This is a genomic window from Kitasatospora sp. LaBMicrA B282, assembly GCF_050325825.1.
GTDB lineage: Bacteria > Actinomycetota > Actinomycetes > Streptomycetales > Streptomycetaceae > Kitasatospora.
This window is the reverse complement of sequence record NZ_JBNQTI010000063.1, coordinates 20,827-39,269: the sequence shown is the minus strand read 5'-3', so window position 1 is coordinate 39,269 and position 18,443 is coordinate 20,827. Positions and strand designations below refer to the sequence as shown.

Here is an 18,443-nt window from a genome sequence, read left to right as displayed (position 1 = left end):
CGGTCGGCGGCGCGGCCTGCTGGGCGGAGGCCAGCCAGCTGCCGGGGACGCCCATGTCGGGCCGGGTGTTGTAGCCGTCCGCGGTCCACTCGGAGCTGCTGATCGGCAGCGCGGCACCACCGACGACCACGTAGCGGTTCGCGCCACCAGCCTGGTCGTGCACCACCGTGCCAGCCGGCAGCGAGCTCGGCAGGGCGTTGAACTTCGCCTCGTCCACCACCACGACACTGCTCATGTTGTAGCCGTCGGGGGTGACGTCCGAGCCGGCCACGGTGAGCCCGACGCCGTTGATCATCAGCTTGACCGTCGCGTTGTTCGGCGACTTCACCAGGGTTCCGGTCGGCAGCGAGGCCGGGTCGGGCAGGTTCTGCGAGCCGGACGGGTCGTCGATGATGTTGTTGTAGCGCAGGCCCACGTAACCTGCCGAGTCGAGGTATCCGCGGCTGTAGGTCTTGTACGCGGCGTTGGTGCCATACGTCGACTCGGTGTAGACGTTGGCTGCGGTGTGCGCGCTGTCCACCCAGCCGGCGAACAGGACCACGTGGATGTCGAACCGGCCGCCGTCGGAACGGTCCATCGCGTCACCGGGCTGGAGGTCGTCCAGGCTGCCGAGCTGGGTGGAGACGCCCGGCAGGGTCTGGGTGACCAGGCTGCTGTTGAGGTGCCAGGCCATCGAGACGTAACCCGAGCAGTCCTGACGGTAGGAGCCGTTGCTGTCCGAGTACCAGGCGCTCTGGCTGTACGGAACGCCCTCGTTCACCCACGACTGGGCCCGAGCCAGCACCTCGGAGCGGCTGATCTGGCCGCCCTGGCTGGAGCTGCCCACTGCGTGGGCGGCGGTGCCGACGGCGAGCGAGCCGGCCAGGGCGGACGTGGCGATCGCGGCCGTCAGGGCGAGACGAGCGATGCGGGAGGTCTTGGCGGACATGGTGGTACTCCTGAGGATGCTTTGAAGGTGAGCTCGGCTGGATGAAGCCGGAAGTCTGTGGACGCGCCCGGGTGGCGGACGGCTGCCCTGCAGGAGCAGCCGGTCGACGGTCAGGGTGGGGCCCAGGCCCCTGGGGGGCGGGTGGTCAGTCCCAGATGGTGTTGGCCGGGGCGGCGGCAGCGACCTGCTGGCTCGGTGCGACAGCCTGGGCCGCGGCAGCGGCCGGGAGCAGGACGGCGAAGGCGAGGGTGATGACCGCGGCGGCCTTGGCGTGCGAGGTGCGAAGCATGGTGAGGTCCTTTGCGAGGAGCTGCGACGGGGTCGGATTCCGGTTCGGCGCCCCGCGGTTGACGCCTTTTCCGGTCTGCCGTCCGGGCGGTGTTCCCGGCTGGCGAGTACTACTTTCGTCGCAGGTCAGGGCCGGTGGAAGAGCTTTCAGGTGGACGGAAACGGTCCTGTCCGGTTCCGTCCAGGCGCGCCGGATGCGGTCAGCAGCCGTTCGTAGAAGGGCGCGACGAGCGGCGCACCGACCTGGGGCACGGTCCAGTCGCGCAGGGCGGGGACAGTGGCGACGGCGCGGCGGCACAGCTCGGCCACCACGGCCTCCGCCTCGGTCAGCTGGTCCGCGAGCAGGTAGACGCCGACGACGGCTCCGGCATCCGCGTGGTCGTGCACGGTGATGTGCTCGACGCGCTCGTCCGGCCGCGTGACGCTGAACAGCAGTTCGACGGTGTCGGCGGGCAGCGGCACGCCGGGGCGGGGAGCGCGCAGTGCTGCGTGGATGAGATACATGGCCCGAACTCTGCCGAAACGCCCGACTCCGCTGACAGGGGAAGATCCTGGACGTTTCCGGCACTGGCCGGAAACGTCCACCGGCACCTCTGGCAGATCGCACATATGGATGAAAGGATCACCGAAGCTTCGAAATCAGCACACACATCGGGGGAATACGTCATGCTGGCCGCACTCGGTCTGGACGCCGCAGCCGAGGCCGTCTACCGGAGCATGCTCGCGCATCCCCAGGACGGCGTGCAGGCACTGGCCGAACGGCTCGCTCAGCCACCGGATGAGGTCCGACGAAGCCTGGACCTGCTCAGCGAGCTGGCCCTGATCCGCCCCTCCCACGAGCGGGCCGGGCAGTTGCGGGCGGTGCCGCCCGAGGTCGGCATGGAGCTGCTGATGGCCCGCCAGCAGGCCGAGTTGGCGGCCCAACAGCTGCGGATCAAGGCATCCCGCGCGGCGGCGGCACAGCTGATCGCGGAGTTCGCCGATCTGCGCCCGGCAACCGCCCAGCCCGGAGTCGAACAGCTGACGGGTCTGGACGAGATCCGCGACAAGATCGCCAGCCTGGCCCGGGACCTACGCAGCGAGATCATGACCTTCGCCCCCGGCGGCGGGCACAGCCCCGAGAGCATCGCGGCCTCCCGGCCGCACGACCAGGATCTGCTGAGCCGGGGCATCCAGATGCGCACCGTCTACCTGGACAGCGTGCGCAACAGCCAGCCCACCGTGGCATACGTGAGCTGGCTCGCCGAGCTCGGCGGGCAGGTGCGCACCGTCGCGGAACTCCCCACCCGGATGATCCTCTTCGACCAGCAGGCCGCCCTGATCCCCGTGAGCAGCCAGGACACCAGGGCCGGTGCCGTCGTGCTCACCGGGCAGGGGACGCTGACCGCGCTGTGCGCGCTGTTCGAGAACGTTTGGGCGGCCGCCGAGCCCTTCGGCCAGGAGACCGTCGTGGGCGCGGAGGGACTCAGCGGCCAGGAGACCACGGTTGTCCGTCTGCTGGCCCAGGGCCTGACCGACGACGCGATCGCCAAGCGGCTGGGCGTCTCGGCCCGGACCGCGCGACGAGTGGCCAACGACCTGATGGAGCGCCTCGGCGCACGCAGCCGCTTCGAGTTCGGCGTGCGGGCGGTCCAGCAGGGGTGGCTCCCTGTACGGGCCTGACGATCGGCGATCCGGCGCCCGGACCGACGGGCCGCTGTTCGTCACCAGGACCGGCGCCCGGCTGCGCGAGCCGGAGGTGTGGAAATGCTGCGGCGCCGGGCCCGCCGGGCCGTTCAGTCCCCGAACGGCCGCGCTGTTCGGAGACTGAACAGCGGCTGCGGCCGGCCGTTCACCCGGTCAACGGCGCGACGTTCCGTCACGACGGACCCTCACGTTCCCTCTGTGCGGCGCCGTCTCGAAGGCCATCTCGGCGCTGTAGTGCCGGGAAGTGATCAACGGGTCGGGCGGTCCGGAACGCCTGACCTGCTCGGGACCGGCCCGCCGACTTGCCCGGCGACGTCGCAAGCCGGCTGTTCGCCGCCCTCGACGCCGGCTCGACTGCGCGGACCCAGGAGCGGAGCCTGGCCGACAGGTTGCAGGAGCGCTACTTCCGCGATGCCGGCCGCCGTGCCACCGGCCTGGTCGCCGACATCACCGGCCTGCGATGGGCCGACGTCGACATCAGATGAGCTGCGGGCCGGGGCCTCGCGCGCGCATCTGCGTGCATGCGTGCCGTGCACGCGAGAGGGGCTTGCCGTCGGGCGGTCGAGGGGGGTTTGCCCAGGCGTGGAGGGCTGGGCAAGCCGCGTCCGAGGAGGCCTGCCCAGGCGCGAGCGACCGACACCGGGCCCCTCGTCCCCGCCCAGGCGGCACCTGTTTCGACGCAGGGCGAAACCGTCCCGGCCGCCCCGATCGTTTCGCCCTGCGTCGGAAGTCGGGTTTCCGCGCGCGTCGGAACCGGCCGGTGTGGCGCAGCCGGGCACCGACCCCACCGCGGGGTTGCCCGAGCCGGGGCGCGGCACGGCGGCGTGGCCGATCGGGTGACAGAGGATCGCGTCGGCACTGGCGCTCCGGTAGGCCGGGCGCACGGCTATCGCTAGGCGGTCTGTTCGCGGTGGCGGGCGTAGTGGCGGGCGGCTCGGGCTCGGTTGCCGCAGGATGGGCCGCACCATTCGCGGCGGGGGTGGTCCTTGAGGAAGAACTGGACGCAGCCCGGGCCCTGGCAGGCGCGCAGGTCCGGGCGATGGGGGCCGCCGAGCAGCCGTACCGCGTCGCGGGCGAGCGCTGCCAGCTGCTCGGCCGTGTGGTCCGGGCCGGCGGACTCCTCGTGGACTGCCAGTTCCCCGTTCGCGGCTGGTGCCAGGACCGGCCAGCACGGGGCGGCGGCCGAGGCGGCGTTCACCACCGCCAGGTCCGTGGCCGCGAACGGGCTGTCGCCGGTGGCTGCGGCCAGCAGGGCGCGCACTGCGTCGCGTAGCTGGTGGAACTGCCCACCGTCGACCAGTCCGTTCCGTGCCAGCCAGTCGTCCAGGCCATCGCGCACTCTGCCCCGGTTGGCCACCACCGTGTTGGCGAACTCGATCGCCGGCGGCGTGCTCTGGGTCGTCGTCATCGCTGCTCCTCCCTAGGGCCAGAGATTCTAATGATAGGCCACTCTTGCAACCGTTAGAAGCGGCTGCCATGATCTAACGCATCGACAGCACGACAAACGTTAGAAACATGGGGGGCCGTTCCGATGACCACCGCCACCGCCACCACAACCGCGGCACCCGCCGCCCGCAGCGGACTCTGGCGCAACCGCGCGTTCCTGACCTTCTGGTTCGGCGAGACCCTCTCCCTGATGGGCACCCAGGTCACCACCCTCGCGCTGCCGCTGACTGCGGTCACCGCCTTCCACGCCACCCCCGGGCAGCTCGGCCTGCTGCGTTTCCTGCAGTTGGTCCCCTACCTCGGCCTCGCCCTGGTCTTCGGCGCCCTGGTCGACCGGCTGCGCCGCCGCCGGGTGATGATCACCGCCAACGCGGCCCGGCTGGTGCTGATCGGCCTGATCCCGCTGCTCGCCGTCACGCACCACCTGACCATGCCCTTGCTGCTCGCCCTGGCCTGCGCGATCGGGATCTTCTCGGTGCTCTTCGACGTCAGCTGGATGTCCTTCGTGCCCACCCTGGTCAAGGACAAGGCGCACTACGTGGAGGCCAACCAGAAGCTCGGCGTCACCTCCTCGACCACCGACGTGGCCGGCCCCGGCATCGCCGGTGCCCTGGTCGGCGCGCTGACCGCGCCCGTCAGTCTGGTCGTCGATGCCGCTTCCTACCTGGTCTCGCTCATCACTTTGCTGATGATCCGCACTCCGGAGGAGAAGCCGGCTCCCGCCGCCGAGCGGCGGCACCTGGGTCGGGAGATCGCCGAGGGCCTGCGGTTCGTCTTCGGCCACCGGGTACTGCGACCGCTGGCCGTGATCGCGCCGTTCTGCAACTTCTCGATGGTCTCGATCTGGACCCTCTTCCTGCTCTACGCCGTCCGCGACGAGGGCCTGCCGGCCGGCCTGGTCGGCCTGGTCTTCTCCGCTTCCTCGGTCGGCGGCCTGGTGGGCGCGAGCGTGTCCGGCGCGGTGCTCAAGCGCCTGCCCACCGGGCGGGCCTACGCCCTCTCGATGAGCCTCATCTTCACCGGCCCGCTGCTGATCCCGTTCGCCGCCGGCTCCCGCCCGGTGCTGCTGGCCTTCTTCGTGGCCGCCTTCTTCCTCAGCTACCTGGGTCTGGGCATCGCCAACGTGGTGATGGTCAGCCTGCGTCAGGGGGCCACCCCCGCTGCGCTGATGGGCCGGATGAACGCCGCGTTCCGCACGCTGCTCTTCGGCGGCGGCTCGCTGGGCGGCCTGCTCGGCGGGTACCTGGCCGGCGCCTTCGGCACCCACACCGCGCTGACCGGGATCGCGGTCGGCTCCGCGCTGCTGGTCAGCGCGGTGGCGGCCTCACCGGTCAGCTGGCTGAAGGCCACACCGCAGACAGTCCAGTGAGCCGCCCGACGACGTCGGCGCCGCCCGCCAGCCGGGCCGCCTGTACCAGGTCGAGGCGGTCGGCTGCGGCGGCTGCGCACCACCGGCGGACGAGGCAAGAGCCCGTCGTCTGGCGCCTTCCCGGTCCCCGCGGCCCGGGATGGGCCTGGGCCTACAGGTCCTGATCGAGTGTGAGGGACCTCGGGGTGAATCCGGTGCGCTCGTAGCAGCGGATGGCGCCGGTGTTGGCGGCGTAGGCGGTGACCGATGCCCGGGCGGCGCCCGAGTTCCGGGCCCAGGTCAGGAAGGCCTCGACAAGTTCGGTGCCGGTGCGGTGTCCTCGGTGGGACGGATGCACGTACAGGCTGAGCAGGGTGGCCGTCTTCGCGGGCCGCATCGGGGTGCCGTCGCTCGTCTGCGCGGTCAGGTGGCCGACGACCGTGTCCCCCGCCTCGGCTACCAGCAGCAGCCGGGTCGGGTCGTCGAGCGTCTCGGCGAAGCGCTGCGCACCGTGCTTGCGGGGCCAGTTCGTGTCGACGCCCGGGTCGTGCGTTCCCGCGTCCTCCAGGAACAGGGCGGCGCTGCACTCGACCAGGTCCGGGATGTCCGCGGACCGGGCGCGCCGGACGGCGACGCTGGGCGCGCCGGCGGCGCGGAACGCCTCGGCGTCCAGGACGTAGCGCACCTTGTCCTCGCGGCGATCGGTGAAGACCGCTGCCTGTGGGAGGGTTTCGAGGTAGCTGAAGCCGAGGCGCTCGGCGACGGCCCGGCTGCGGGTGTTGGTCGCGACGGCGACGGCTTCGACCTTCGTGATCCGGCGCTCGGTGATGGCCATGGCGAGCAGGGCCCGGGCCGCCCGGGTGACGATGCCCTGCCCCTGGCTGTCCTCGTCGAGCCAGTACCCCAGGGCGGCGGTGCCCGTCTCCGCGTCGATCCGCAGACCGCAGCCGCCGGCGAGCCGTCCGCGGTGGCGGATGTAGGTCTGGATCTGGCTGCCCCGCGCGAAGTTCTCGAGGCAACTGCCGAGGAAGGCACGCATCCGGTCGACGGCGGGCGCGGCCTCGGCCCACGGCTCCCACCGGGCCAGGTGCCGCCGGTTGCGAGCGACGAGGGCAGTGACCTCCTCGGCAAGGTGCGGCTCGGCGAGCACCAGGGTCAGATCGTCGTCGACAGGAATGCTGAACATGAGGCCTGCCTTTCGGCTGCAGACGCTAGGGTCCTGGCCGGACAGGGTCAAGATTGCTTGTTGGCAGTGTGTCAACTTCCCGGGCGGTGGTGGGGAGCCGGTCTCGGTTCACTCCAGGAGGGCAATCAGCCGGCACCGCAGCGCGTCGGTGATGCCGAGCGGGTGCCGGCCGGCCTTGAGGCGGTCGATCTTGCCGCGGCACGACCGGGAGCAGTAGGCCCTGGGTCGTCCGACCGGGCTTTTCGCCTCGCGAGGCGAAAAGCCCGCAGCGGTGGGCCAGGAGACCGGCGGCCGCTAAAGCGTGTCTGATAATTGATCTTGTGGCGGGTCGAGGCGAGTTGACGGACGCGGCGTGGGAGCGAATAGAGCCCTTGTTGCCGCAGGTGGACGGGCGTGGCCGTCCCTGGCGTGATCATCGGCAGGTGGTCAACGGTGTGCTGTGGCGGCTGCGGACCGGGGCTCCGTGGCGTGACCTCCCGGAACGGTACGGGCCGTGGCAGACCGTCTACGAGCGGTTCGCTCGTTGGGAGTCGGACGGCACCTGGGCCAAGCTGCTGGAGCACGTCCAGGTCCGCGACGACGCGGTGGGCCGGGTGGAGTGGACGGTTGCCGTCGGCTCCACGGTCAACCGGGCCCACCAGCACGCGGCCGGCGCCCGCAAAAAGGGGCTGCAGTAGGGGACGAACTGGAAGATCGGGGCCGCTCGCAGACGCGCCAGGCCCTCGGCCGGTCCCGAGGCGGGCTGACCACCAAGGTCCACCTCGCCGTCGACGGCCGCGGACTGCCGCTGTCGATCGTGCTCACGCCCGCGAACATCAACGACGCCACCGCGTTCGGGCAGGTCATCGACGGGATCCGCATCCCGCGCGCCGACACGGGGCGCCCGCGCACCACGCCGGATCGCGTGCTGGGCGACAAGGCCTGTTCGAGCCGGGCGATCCGCCACCTGCTGCGGCGCCGGGGCATCGCCGCCACGATCCCCGAACGACGCGACCAGGCCGCCAACCGCCGGCGCCGAGGGCGCCTCGGCGGCCGGCCACCCACATTCGACCGGGTCCTCCACCGCGACCGCAACGTGGTCGAACGATGCTTCGCCCGCCTCAAGCAGTTCCGTGCGATCGCGACCAGGTTCGACAAGCTCGCCGACCGCTACCGCGCCGGAGTCGTCCTGGCCTCCCTGATCCTCTGGCTCCGCGAACCAGCCAGGTGATCATTTGTCAGACAGCCCTTAGGCCGAGGGGCAGCATGCAACCGCGCCCCGCTGCACAGATTGGAGCACGCTGCGCCGGGCCCAGCAGGAGCAGGTGCGTCGGTACGCTCAGCAACGACCGTCTTCCGCTTGCGCTGGTGCTGGTGTCTCATCGGCCGGGTCGGCCTGGCCGGTGCTGCTGGGTTTCGTCAGTGGGGAGCCAGCAGGTGTGGTCAGCATCGTGACGAGGTGACGGCTGTCGTGGGTCCATGTTCCGAGCAGGCCATCAGCGACGGGGCTGCTCGCGATGAGGTTCATCGGGCGGCGAGGACCGGAACCGTGGTCCTCGTGCCGGCTGCGTGTTCGATGTGGTCGGCGGCCAGGGTCGTTCCCCCGGCGCGCCGGAGGCTGTGCCCAAGGGCTTGGGCCCTGCGGTGCAGTCCCTCGTCGTGAAGGGCCTCGGCGAGAGCGCGGGGGATCTCGGGGCTCGCGTCCTCAGGAAGGTGGCGGGCCACTCCGGCTCGCGTGCACGCCTCGGCCAGGAGCGGCTGCTCGGAGCCGGCGGGGCCCACCAGGAGTGGACGTCCGTGGGTCAGGGCGCTCAGTACTGACGCCGAGGTGGCGCTGCTGATGACAAGGCGTGACTTCTGGATCAAGGGGGCCATCCAGGGCAGTTGGACGGTCAGGATGTCGGCGCGCGGGTCGGCCGTCGGTTCGTCGGAGCGGCCGAGTTCGACGACGGCGCGGAACGGGGTGTCGGTGAAGGCGGCGTTCAGCCTCGGCCAGAGTTCGACGCCTTGGAAGCTTCGGCCGAGGTGGACGTAGACCAGGGGTTTGTCGCTGCGGGATTCGAAGCGCTCAACCTGGCCGAGGGCTTCGGGGTCGGGTTGCGGCTCCCACGGGCAGGGGCCGACGTGGTGGACACCGTCGGGTAGCTGTGCCCCGGGGTACTCGAAGGCGGGGGCCCCGCGCAGGAGGAAGGCCGCGCCGAGCAGGGCCCGGCTGGCGGTGGCGTCACTGCACGCGGGCAGGGCGGCCTCGGAGCGGGCGTTGTGGTAGAAACGCAGCGTCTCCTGGGTCCGCCAGTGCCGGCGGGTGGGGAGCTCAGGTTCGTCCTCGGCACCGGCACGGTAGTTCCACAGGTGGGCGGTGAGGCCGAGGACGACGGCCGGGATGTCGAGGGTTTCGGCCGCCAGCAGGCTTCCGTGACACAGTACCGAGGTCACGATCAGGTCCGGCTGCAGGTCACGGGCAACGTTGCGGACCGTCTGGTACTGGTCGCGCTGACGGCGGAACCAGAGACGGACCGACATGGTGCCCATGCCGCGGTCCGCGACCGGGATCAGAGGCAGGCCCGCACTGGTGGCCGCTGCTTGGGCGGATTCGCGTCCGAGAAGGAAGACCTGGTGCCCACGTCGCTGCAGTTCGATCCCGACGGCGATGGTCGGGTACAGGTAGCCCGGGTCGCTGAACGGGCACAAGAGGATTCTCATGGATGTGTCCTTCGGGAGACAGCGGCGTCGCGTGGTCGGTTCGGTTGACGGTGTCTTCTGCTCAGGTCGTCGCGGGCTGCGGTGTGCTGGCCGGCTCCGCTGTCGCCTCCGGTTCGTCGGTTCGAGGGAGGCGGGCGCCTCGCAGCGAGGTGTTGGCCAGCGCGATGGTGACGACCGCGACTTCGAGAACGCCGTTGGTGAGGAAGGCGGTGCTGACGCTGGTGGTGCGGGCGAGCGTGGCAAAGAGCAGGTAGGAGATGGGGGTGAGTCCGACGGAGGTGAAGCTGACGGTGCTCATGACCCGGCCGATATAGGACGCGTCGGCGGTGGCCTGGATAAGGCCGATGAGCAGGGCGCTGGCGGGGCCCAGGATCAGGCCGACGCCGGCGGCGGCTACGGCGACGGCGGCTGGAGAGCCGAGGTAGCCGACGGCGACCAGCAGGGGGATCTGGGCGGCGATCCATGCGAGTCCGGTGACCGCGGGACGGCGGGTGGGGCGGCGCAGTGCCACCGCCATGGCTCCCACGACGGCGCCGGCGCCGAACCCTCCTTCGATGAGGCCGTACGTGCCTGCGCTCCAGTGGTGGTGTTGGACCAGGAGGGGAAGGCCGACGTTGAACGATCCCAGGATGGTGAAGTTCAGGCAGGCGATGGTCACGATCAGGATGGTCAGGACCGGCCGGCCGAGGATGTAGCGGATGCCGCCCTTGGCTCCGGCGGCGGACTGTTCGGCCGGCTCGGGCTGGTCGGGCAGCCTGGCTGCGAGGAGTGCGGCCAGGGCGACGGCGAACAGGGCGGCGCAGGCTGCGGTGCCGCCGGCGGTGCCGCCTGCGGCGATCAGGAAGCCGGCTGCCGGTGCGCCGGCGACGGTGGCCAGGCGCTGGGCGGTCTGCAGGATGCCGGTGATGCGCGGCAGCTGGTCGGGTGGGGCCATTAGGGCCGGGGCGGCGCTGAGCGCGGGGACGTTGATGGCGTCGATGGCGCCGAAGACGAGAGCGACGAGCAGGAGCGGGAGCCAGGCGTGGGGTGCGACGACTGCTGCGGCGGTGGCGCCGGCCATGGCCAGGACGCGGGCGCTCTGGGTGGCCAGTGCCAGGCGCCTGATGCCGTGGCGGTCCACGAGGCTGCCGCCGAGGAGCATGAGCAGGGCCCGGGGGATGGTGCCGGCGCCGAGGACCACACCGGCCAGGATCGGTTTGCCGAGTTGGGCGGCGGACCAGCCCAGTGCGGTGAGCCAGATCTGGTCGCCGGCCATCGAGAAGGTGTAGCCGGTGACGTAGCCGCGGATGCGGCCGCGGTGCGGTGCGGGCGCGGCGGCGGTCATGTGCACTCCTTGAAGGCGTGGGCGAACACGAAGACCGGGCGGCGGTCACCGGAGTCTTCGGCCTGGCGGCCGTGGCTGCACCACTTGGAGATGACGGCCTGGAGCTCCTGGGCCATCTGTTCGAGTTCGCCCGAGGTGAGGGAGGCGACCGCATCGGTACTGAATGCCGCGTGCTGCCAGGCCTCGGGGGCTTCCTTGCGGTGGTCCCACCAGGCCTGGAGCCGCTCGTGCTGGCGGTTGAACATCAGCTGCTCGATGCGCCGCTCGGCTTCACGGCCGGCTTCCGTGTCCGGGAGGCTGTCGGAGGACCAGCGGATACCTCCCGCCACCGCCTTCCACCACCGCTCCCGACCGTCCTGCTGAAGCTCGGGGGCCTCAGTGGCATAGCCGTACTTGGCCAGCTCGTGCAGGTGGTAGCTCAGATGACCGGGGGTCGCGCCGACGATCTGGCCGAGGCGGGAGGCGGTGGAGGGGCCGTTGGTAAGGAGCAGTTCGTACAGGCGCCACCGCAGGGGGTGAGTCATGGCGCGCAGCGTCTGGAGGTCGCTGATCGGGGCTGTGCCGGGGTCGTTCACCATGCCTGTGAGGGTAGGCCGCGCAAGGGATTTTGCACAAGAAATCTTACGCATCTTCTGGGGCATGGCTTCTCGCTTCCGGCGCACAGGGCGCCGCGGTCGTGCAGGATTCCTGACGTTCCGTCACATATGGTGATTGTCAGGACTTCTGGCCGGTCGGAGCACGGGGCATCATCGCCGGGGGATCAGACGGGCTCCATGTCGTTGAGCATGGCGGTCACGTCCAGGCGGCCCTGCAGGTTGCTCTTGTACGAGGGGCAGGTGACCGTGTCCTCGGTCCACTGCTTGGGGCAGAAGCCGCCGCAGACCGGGAAGAAGAGGCAGCGGTTGCACGGGGAGTGCTCGCCCTTTTCGACACTGTCGTACCAGCCGTCGAACTCACCGCGCGGCCTGACCTCATGGACCGGCAGGTCCTCCACACGGCCCAGCGCACGGTTCTGTTCCGCTTCCGGCACCAGCGGGTGCTCGCTGTAGGAGAACACGCTGCCGGTGCTGCTGACGATCTCGGCCGACTGGGTCACGGCGACGCACACGGTGGGCCTGGGCTGGTTGGGCAGCGTCTGGAAACGCAGGTCCAGCTCGGTCATCAGCCTCATCCACGCCAGCTCCTGGTCGGCGAAGCGGGCGTGGGCCAGCTGCATCTCGCTCACGTCGTTACCCCAGGAGTGGACCTCATGGAGGCTGAAGATGACCTGGTCGCGTGCCATGCCGGCCTGCGCCATGTACCGCAGGTACTCCTCGACGTAGGGCGCGTTGTCGCGGCTGACGTTGGTGCGCAGCCCGATGGTCAGGCCAGCCAGGTCCGGTTCGGACAGCGCCTGCTGGATGACGCGCACGATGTGCTTGAAGGAGCCCTTGCCGTTCTTCAGCGGCCGGTGGACGTCGTGGATGTGCTGGGGCCCGTCGAGGGTGATCTCCGCGTGGACGACCCGGCACTCGTGGTGCAGGACCTTCAGACGCTCCAGGGTGAGCAGGGAGCCGTTGGTGATGATGCGGGCGCTGTAGCCGACGCCGTGCTCGTCGGCGGCGGCGATGAGCGGGCGGGAGAGCTCGCGGATGACGGGGTAGCCCGCCATCGGCTCGCCGCCGAACCAGCCGACCTTGACGGCCTTGGTGCCGGGGCGGGAGATGCCGTTGGTGACCCGCCGCACCACGGCGTCGCGGTGGTTGGCCTCCAGTCGCTTCTTCTCGTGCGACTGCCCGCAGTAGGTGCACCCCATGTTGCAGTAGGAGCTGGGGAGCAGGGAGTAGGTCAGGGTCGATCGGTCGGCGGCCGCGGCCCTGCTCTCGGCCAGCAGGTCGGCGAGCTCGTCGCTCCCGGCCTCGACGAGGACCTGGGCCTGCGTCAGGGCCTGGCGCACCTCGTCGTCCAGAGCATCGATCCGGCCGCCGCGCAGCAGGCCTGCGACCTCCTCGGTGAGCGGGAGGATCTGGCCGCTGCGGGTTGCGTAGAGCAGCTGCACGACGTCGCCGTCCGCGTCGCGGTAGGCGCGGTCACCGAAGGCGACATACCGGCTGACCTTCTGACTCATCGAGTCCTCTTCTCGTTCACGTCCGTGAGGGGGGCTGCAGCCGATGCCGGCCACAGCCCCCTCAATGAGCGGTTCCGCCGGCTGCGTCAGCCGCAGATGCCGTTGCCCAGGCCCGAGACGGTGGTGTCGTGCTCGGTCTTGGTGGTGTTGAGCGCCTGCTTCATGGCATGGCCCCTTTCGGATGGGATCGCAGCGGCGCGGTTGCGCCGTTGGAACAACCCTGGAGGGTGGGCGTCTCCACGGCGTCTCACGACCGTCTCCACACCAACGAACCGGTTGTGTCAGTGGGTCAGGCGAACATCTCGGATGACCATGTACAAACAGGGCGGTCAGCAAGGGAATTTGCGCAAAGCTGCTTGCGTAAAGCCGGTCGCACTGTGCAACGTAGGGGGCACACCTTGCATCGTCGTAGGGGGACCGACATGCACAACGGAGGTCAAACAGTGCAAAACACGCTCACACTCCTACCGGAGTTCGGCTGTCGCGGCGTCTCGGGGGAGCGCTGCATCGCAACCTCGGGCCAAAGACTCATCACCGCGGTCGCCACGGCAGCACGACCGGTACCGCGCGAGGTCCTCGCGGCCCGCCTGTGGCCCGACCTACCTACCGAACGTGCCGGTGCCCGCCTACGCCAGGGCCTGTGGCGCGTCAACCGCAGCACCGACGAACTCCTGCTCCGAGCGACCGCTGGCTTCGTGACTCTCTCCCCCACCGTCGAGGTCGACTACCTGAGCGCACGCCGCCTCCACGACAACCGCCCCTGGCGCTCCGCCACCACGACCGCATTGCGCAACACCGCTGTGCAGTGGGCCGCCGCCTTCGCCCAGCCCCTGCTCCCGGCCTGGGACGAGGAATGGCTCGCACCGATCCGGGAACACTGGACAAACTGCCGCGTCCGCGCACTCGAAGACCTCTCCGCCGCGTGCCTCGAAGCCGGCGAGCTGGACCTGGCCGTCGAGATTGCAGACATCGCGGCCGCCGCCGACCCCTGGCGCGAAGCCCCCCGCCGCCTCGCCCTCGAAGCCATGCTCCGCTGCGGCGAGATCGCCACCGCCCACCTCCGCTACGAACGCTTCGAGCAACTCCTCGACGACGAACTCGGCATCCGGCCCAGCCCCGCCATGGCCGCTCTGCTGCGTGCCCGCCCCGCAGCCCTGTCGACTGCAGCCTGACAGGCGCCCCGCCCCGCGCCACCCGGTGACCACCACGTCCGCGCAGCCCCGGCGCCGAAGAACCGACGTTGGATCCCACCGTCCCAAGAACTGAAAAGGACCCACCCGTGAAGACCGCTCTCCGGACAACCGTCTCCACCGCGAAGGCCGACACCACCAGGACCGACACCACCGTCTCGAACCTCGCCTGCGGCTGAGACGAATCCTTCTGGGGGCCTGCCACTAGCGGCAGGCCCCCAGAAATGTGAATTGCCCTGGTGGAAGAAGACAGGTCTTCTTCCACCAGGGCAATTCACATACACGATGTCAATCGGCCATTGGATTAGGCCGGGCCTGCGCGTGGCTGCGGCTCAAAGCCACCGCAGCCACGCGACCAGTCGACCACAAACACCTGTTGGACGACTCAAGGGCGACGGCTACGAACTGGAGCAGCGCAGCCGCAACACCGAACTACGACACGTCAGAAGCAGATGCCGTTGCCCAGGCCGGAAACGGTGGTGTCGTGGTCGGTCTTCGTGGTGTTCAGCGCCTTCTTCATGGCGTTCCCCTTTCACGGGATTCGATCGGGGCGGAGCAGACGCGACCGCCGGGAAACAGATTGCCCCTCCGCCATCTCCGCTCCATCTCCTCACCGTCTCCTGTCCGTCTCCCAGATCCGAATCCGGCCCAGAGGAAAGCCCGTTCAACAGAAGCCCCGGTTTCCGTCCGTAGGACCAGGACCCCGATTCCTGAGCGCCGCAGAGGTGCCACCCGGGTCGATCTGGGAGGGCAGACAATATCGAAGTCGGTCATCGCAGGCCGCTGATGTCGGCGACCGGACCGCCCACGGCAGCCCCCGCCGTCGGCGTGCTACTCGTGCAGAGCACTGGCGAGGACTCCGTTTCTGGACGCGCGGTAGCACCGACGTCAACCGCCGGGCGGCGCATGGAACCGCCTCGGTCGCAGTAGGCGATCGGCCGAGATGCCCGCAGACAGAACTCCACCGGATGCTCACGCTGGCTGGCCGCTGAGGTAGCTACGTAGGTGGTGGTAGAGCGCTGGGCCGAAGATCCGTTGGGTCATGGACGGGCCGAGTTCTCGCTCGATGATCTCGAACTGGGCGGTGCCGCGGTGTTGCTTCCAGTCGTACCAAACCGTCTTGCGCAGCAGCCGGAGCTCATCGTCGGTGACCTCCTCGTTCAGCGGCCCGTCGATCGGGTCAGCGCGCTCGGCGGCTCGTAGCTCGGTGAGGACCCTGGTGAACGCCTCGTTCGGACGCACTGCAGCTTCTGACTGGGCCACTGCTTCGAGGTCGTGGGCAGCCTGATCCGCTTCCTGGCGGAGGGAGTGGGCGATGAGGGCGTGTGGTCGTTCGGGGCGCCAGAGGAGGCCGGCGTTGCCGTAGTGGGCTGCGATCTCGGCGAGCCAGGTCATGGTCTGCTGCTCGGTCCAGCCGCGGGTCGCGAGGTCGTTCAGGACCCAGCGCAGTTGGTCGTGGGAGGCGCGGCGGACCCAGGGCACGCGTTGGTAGGCGGTGCGGGCGAGCTGGTCTGCGGCCGACAGCATCGCCGCGGTGACGACCTGGTCCAGCACTGTGCGTCGCTTCGGTCGCTGCTGGTTTCCGGTGCTGGGCTTCGAGTCACGGGCCCTGCCCGTAGTCTTTTGATCACCCACGGAGGAAGAGCCCACGCAGTGGGTGGTACCACCCTCCATTGGGGTGCAACGCGGGGAGTTGGCGGCCCGTCCGGTGCGGGTGCGGTGACGGGGACGACGGGTGCGCCGCCGGGTGCCTGTGGCCTTCTTGCCGAGGGCCGCGATCAGGCGCCGGCCCTCGTCCGAGATGCCGGTCATGCGGCGCTCCAGGCCCTCGCCCGCGGTGCGGATCCCGAGGGCCTGGTCGTAGGAGCGGGGGATGAGGCGCTCGTACTCCGAGGCAAGGCAGGTGACCCGCTGCTGACCCGGCATCATCGGCAGTCGGGTGCCGATCGAGCGCCAGGCGAGCAGGCCGGTCGAGCGCAGGATCTCCAGGTGGTACTGCACGGTCCGCCGGCTGCAGCCGAGCTTGCGCATCAGGAAGCTGATGCTCGGTCGGCACGGGGTCAGCTCCGCGAGCACTTCGACCAGGCTCAGCGTGGTCTCGCCGAACCGCGGACCGTGGGTCGGGGCGTGGAGGCCGGCGCCGTGGACCCAGTGCGCGGCCTGTCGCCAGCTGTAGCCGTCCCGTGCGGCGCGGCCGGAGGTACCCGACGCCAGGTGGTGCTCCGGCGGCGCCCACACCGATCCCCCCGGTGCGGCGGATCGCTGGGCAGGAACGGTCGGGGGTGGATCCGACGAGGCGTCAGCCGTCCGTTCGGCGTCACCCGGAAGAGTGATTTGCGTCACACTGATGTGACGGCGCGTCGGCTCGCCCTCGCTTCCAGCGGTTGCGCGAGACCCTTGGCAGGGCAGGCAGGAGGCGGACTCCGCGCACACGGAACGATCAGCGGGTGGGCCAGGTGGGCCAGGCTGCGCGACGTCGGCGACGACGCCGCGGACCTGCGGACACTGGCAGCCCGCACAGCGGTGCTGCAAAATGGCAGCAGCCTCCTTCTATGAAGGTATGCGAAAGCGCCCTATCGGGGCGTGTGTGGTTCGGCGAGAACCTGAAATTGCCGGATCCCGGTTGGCGCCGGAGATCTGGCCCCCGTTCGTCGAGTTGGCGCTCAGGCGAACGGTGAAGTCGGGGCCGCTAGGCCTGGTGATTGGCGTCACCAGCAGCGGTCGGCGGCGGCGTTGCGCCGCCCAGCGACGGCTACGTCATCTCGACCCCCTCCGGGGGCGAGGTGTATCTGCATGCAGACACGACGGCACCCCGCCGGAGCGACTCGCGATCGGTCGCGTCAACGGCGGGGTGCCGTGCGTGTGTCGTGGTGAGGGTACGGGTACCCTGAATCACGTCGTCACCTCTTGGGTTAGGTACGACCACGGGTTGGGCCCCTTGCAGGGGGCGCCGGCCCACTTCGACGCCGTCCGGACTTGCCTAAGGTCCGGGCGGCGAACTTCGTTGTGGACCATGGACGGGGTCAGCGTACCTCTTCGAAGCACGCTGCACCCAAATCCCCACTGTCCGTGTCGATCTGGCGGCGCGAAGGCCTGAGAGTGCGCCAGGCAGCCGTGACTCACGCTGAGTCCCGCAGCAGGTCCAGGGCTTCCAGCGGCGACAAACTGGCGTCGTCCTTCGCCGGGGCGCAGCGACGGAGCGTGTCCGCGACCGCGCGCAGCACGTCGTCGGGCAGGCCGGCTGCCCGCACCGTGTCGGCGGCTTCCTCGAGTTCGGAGGCCCAGCGCCAGGCGCGACCGCCGTGTCGTCCAGACCCTGCCCCGCGGCGCGGCAGCCGGGCGGGGCGCCGTTCTGGTACTACTGGCGCCCCCTGCTGTGAGACGGGAACGGCCTGCGCGTCTTGCAGCCCCCAGAGCGGGAACCGCAAGACGCGCAGACTGTCGTGCTGACGGGAGGTCGGGTCAGGAGGTCAGGTTGCCGCCCCAGTCCTGGGTCTGCCAGTTGCCGCCACCCAGGCTCGGGTTCCAGAACCAGTGCATCAGCGTCCCCGCCGACGTCCGACCGAAGATGTCGGTCTGGCCACCGTTGTTGTTGGAGAAGTAGCCCGTTGGGTTGCCGGCGAGGTTGCCGCCCCAGTCCTGGGTCTGCCAGTTACCACCGCCCAGGCTCGGGTTCCAGAACCAGTGCATCAGCGTGCCAGCCGACGTCCGACCGAAGACGTCGGTCTGGCCACCGTTGACACTGGAGAAGAAGGCCGTCGGCGTCCCCGTCAGGCTGCCGCCCCAGTCCTGCGTCTGCCAGTTACCGCCGCCCAGGCCGGGGTACCAGAACCAGTGCATCAACGTCCCAGCCGACGTCCGGCCGAACACATCTGTCTGACCACCGTTGGTGTTCGACGCGAACCCCGTCGGATCCCCTGCGAGGTTGCCGCCCCAGTCCTGGGTCTGCCAGTTGCCGCCACCCAGGCTCGGGTTCCAGAACCAGTGCATCAACGTCCCCGCCGACGTCCGACCGAACACATCCGTCTGACCACTGTTGGCACTGGAGTAGAAGGCCGTCGGAGTCCCCGTCAGGTTGCCGCCCCAGTCCTGGGTCTGCCAGTTGCCGCCACCCAGGCTCGGGTTCCAGAACCAGTGCATCAGTGTCCCAGTCGAGGTCCGACCGAAGACGTCGGTCTGGCCACCGTTGTTGTTGGAGAAGTAGCCCGTCGGATCCCCTGCGAGGTTGCCGCCCCAGTCCTGGGTCTGCCAGTTGCCA

At 70.0% G+C, this 18,443-nt stretch carries 17 protein-coding genes and 1 pseudogene; 5 read left to right on the top strand and 13 right to left on the bottom strand.

Annotation, left to right across the window (positions count from 1 at the left end; translation table 11 throughout):
• The 3 genes and pseudogenes from ACQRUO_RS19250 to ACQRUO_RS19240 form a co-directional block, all read right to left on the bottom strand.
• Positions 1 to 928, bottom strand: a pseudogene (locus ACQRUO_RS19250) (hypothetical protein); the annotation flags it as partial.
• 145 nt (positions 929 to 1,073) lie between these two features.
• Positions 1,074 to 1,217, bottom strand: a complete 144-nt coding sequence (locus ACQRUO_RS19245; RefSeq protein ID WP_428317201.1) for a hypothetical protein — start codon at positions 1,215 to 1,217, stop codon at positions 1,074 to 1,076.
• Between the two features lie 146 nt (positions 1,218 to 1,363).
• A complete protein-coding gene (locus tag ACQRUO_RS19240; RefSeq protein WP_428317200.1) occupies positions 1,364 to 1,720 on the bottom strand; it encodes a hypothetical protein in 357 nt (118 codons plus the stop codon).
• A gap of 162 nt (positions 1,721 to 1,882) precedes the next feature.
• Here ACQRUO_RS19240 and ACQRUO_RS19235 point away from each other — a divergent pair, with 162 nt between their 5' ends.
• Both ACQRUO_RS19235 and ACQRUO_RS19230 read left to right on the top strand, forming a co-directional pair.
• Positions 1,883 to 2,878 carry a LuxR C-terminal-related transcriptional regulator gene (locus ACQRUO_RS19235; RefSeq protein ID WP_428317199.1) on the top strand — a complete coding sequence of 332 codons (996 nt, stop codon included), beginning with the start codon at positions 1,883 to 1,885 and terminating at the stop codon, positions 2,876 to 2,878.
• A 326-nt stretch (positions 2,879 to 3,204) separates the two neighbouring features.
• The gene (locus ACQRUO_RS19230; RefSeq protein WP_428317198.1) at positions 3,205 to 3,387 is read left to right on the top strand and encodes a hypothetical protein; all 183 of its coding nucleotides are present in this window, start codon (positions 3,205 to 3,207) and stop codon (positions 3,385 to 3,387) included.
• Between the two features lie 407 nt (positions 3,388 to 3,794).
• Here the strand turns inward: ACQRUO_RS19230 and ACQRUO_RS19225 are convergent, their stop codons facing one another.
• Positions 3,795 to 4,310, bottom strand: coding sequence for a CGNR zinc finger domain-containing protein (locus tag ACQRUO_RS19225; RefSeq protein WP_428317197.1), 516 nt, complete (start codon positions 4,308 to 4,310; stop codon positions 3,795 to 3,797).
• Positions 4,311 to 4,433: 123 nt separating this feature from the next.
• Between ACQRUO_RS19225 and ACQRUO_RS19220 the strand changes: the two genes are divergently transcribed.
• Complete coding sequence (locus tag ACQRUO_RS19220; RefSeq protein ID WP_428317196.1) at positions 4,434 to 5,717, top strand: MFS transporter; 1,284 nt, start codon at positions 4,434 to 4,436, stop codon at positions 5,715 to 5,717.
• 151 nt (positions 5,718 to 5,868) lie between these two features.
• Here the strand turns inward: ACQRUO_RS19220 and ACQRUO_RS19215 are convergent, their stop codons facing one another.
• Positions 5,869 to 6,882, bottom strand: coding sequence for a GNAT family N-acetyltransferase (locus ACQRUO_RS19215; RefSeq protein ID WP_428317195.1), 1,014 nt, complete (start codon positions 6,880 to 6,882; stop codon positions 5,869 to 5,871).
• A 320-nt stretch (positions 6,883 to 7,202) separates the two neighbouring features.
• Between ACQRUO_RS19215 and ACQRUO_RS19210 the strand changes: the two genes are divergently transcribed.
• A protein-coding gene (locus tag ACQRUO_RS19210; RefSeq protein WP_428317194.1) for an IS5 family transposase occupies positions 7,203 to 8,092 on the top strand; the annotation gives its coding sequence in 2 pieces (ribosomal slippage) (positions 7,203 to 7,551 and positions 7,551 to 8,092; 891 coding nt in all).
• A 293-nt stretch (positions 8,093 to 8,385) separates the two neighbouring features.
• Here ACQRUO_RS19210 and ACQRUO_RS19205 read toward each other — a convergent pair.
• The 5 genes from ACQRUO_RS19205 to ACQRUO_RS19185 all read right to left on the bottom strand — a co-directional run bounded on the left by ACQRUO_RS19205 (position 8,386) and on the right by ACQRUO_RS19185 (position 13,246).
• On the bottom strand, positions 8,386 to 9,564 hold the full coding sequence (locus tag ACQRUO_RS19205; protein ID WP_428317193.1) for a glycosyltransferase: 1,179 nt from the start codon (positions 9,562 to 9,564) through the stop codon (positions 8,386 to 8,388).
• Positions 9,565 to 9,625: 61 nt separating this feature from the next.
• Positions 9,626 to 10,888 carry an MFS transporter gene (locus tag ACQRUO_RS19200; protein WP_428317192.1) on the bottom strand — a complete coding sequence of 421 codons (1,263 nt, stop codon included), beginning with the start codon at positions 10,886 to 10,888 and terminating at the stop codon, positions 9,626 to 9,628.
• Positions 10,885 to 11,466: a hypothetical protein gene (locus ACQRUO_RS19195; RefSeq protein WP_428317191.1), complete on the bottom strand. Its 582-nt coding sequence runs from the start codon at positions 11,464 to 11,466 to the stop codon at positions 10,885 to 10,887. Before ACQRUO_RS19195 ends, ACQRUO_RS19200 begins: the two co-directional genes overlap by 4 nt.
• A 182-nt stretch (positions 11,467 to 11,648) precedes the next feature.
• A complete protein-coding gene (locus tag ACQRUO_RS19190) occupies positions 11,649 to 12,995 on the bottom strand; it encodes a radical SAM protein (protein ID WP_428317190.1) in 1,347 nt (448 codons plus the stop codon).
• An 86-nt stretch (positions 12,996 to 13,081) separates the two neighbouring features.
• Complete coding sequence (locus ACQRUO_RS19185; protein WP_428317189.1) at positions 13,082 to 13,246, bottom strand: hypothetical protein; 165 nt, start codon at positions 13,244 to 13,246, stop codon at positions 13,082 to 13,084.
• Between the two features lie 444 nt (positions 13,247 to 13,690).
• Here ACQRUO_RS19185 and ACQRUO_RS19180 point away from each other — a divergent pair, with 444 nt between their 5' ends.
• Entirely contained in the window at positions 13,691 to 14,167 is a 477-nt protein-coding gene (locus tag ACQRUO_RS19180) for an AfsR/SARP family transcriptional regulator (RefSeq protein WP_428317188.1), read from the top strand.
• A gap of 990 nt (positions 14,168 to 15,157) precedes the next feature.
• On the opposite strand, the gene ACQRUO_RS19175 is transcribed toward ACQRUO_RS19180, so the two are convergent.
• From ACQRUO_RS19175 to ACQRUO_RS19165, 3 genes are all read right to left on the bottom strand, one after another.
• Positions 15,158 to 16,423 (bottom strand): hypothetical protein, encoded by a 1,266-nt coding sequence (locus ACQRUO_RS19175; RefSeq protein ID WP_428317187.1) that lies wholly within the window; start codon positions 16,421 to 16,423, stop codon positions 15,158 to 15,160.
• A gap of 881 nt (positions 16,424 to 17,304) precedes the next feature.
• The gene (locus ACQRUO_RS19170) at positions 17,305 to 17,613 is read right to left on the bottom strand and encodes a DUF1932 domain-containing protein (RefSeq protein ID WP_428317186.1); all 309 of its coding nucleotides are present in this window, start codon (positions 17,611 to 17,613) and stop codon (positions 17,305 to 17,307) included.
• Between the two features lie 34 nt (positions 17,614 to 17,647).
• Positions 17,648 to 18,443: hypothetical protein (locus ACQRUO_RS19165; RefSeq protein WP_428317185.1), on the bottom strand; the 796-nt coding region annotated here is incomplete at its 5' end.